Here is a 211-nt window from a genome sequence, read left to right as displayed (position 1 = left end):
AGTTTGTTGAGTCGTTGAACGCAAAAACTCCTTCTCCTACTCAAGAGGCATCGGTGTCGTGGAACGGCGAACAGTTTGTAGCCTCCCCTGGCCAGGCGGGCACGGCTGTTGATGCGGATCAGGTGCGCACGATTGTTGAGAGTGCTTCGAAGGATCTGAAATCGTCGGCGCTGGCAGATCTTTCAGTAATGCAACGCGAGCCAGAAAACAG

General features: G+C 54.0%; 1 protein-coding gene. It reads left to right on the top strand.

Annotated features, from left to right (window positions below; translation table 11 throughout):
- Window positions 1-14: 14 nt before the first annotated feature.
- On the top strand, window positions 15-211 hold a 197-nt coding region (locus tag HMPREF2854_RS08915; RefSeq protein ID WP_395994408.1), incomplete at its 3' end, for a peptidoglycan binding domain-containing protein.

The organism is Actinomyces sp. HMSC075B09 (genome assembly GCF_001812395.1).
Classification (GTDB): domain Bacteria; phylum Actinomycetota; class Actinomycetes; order Actinomycetales; family Actinomycetaceae; genus Gleimia; species Gleimia europaea.
Note: the sequence above shows the minus strand (reverse complement) of the source record. Positions and strands in the feature narration are given on the sequence as shown.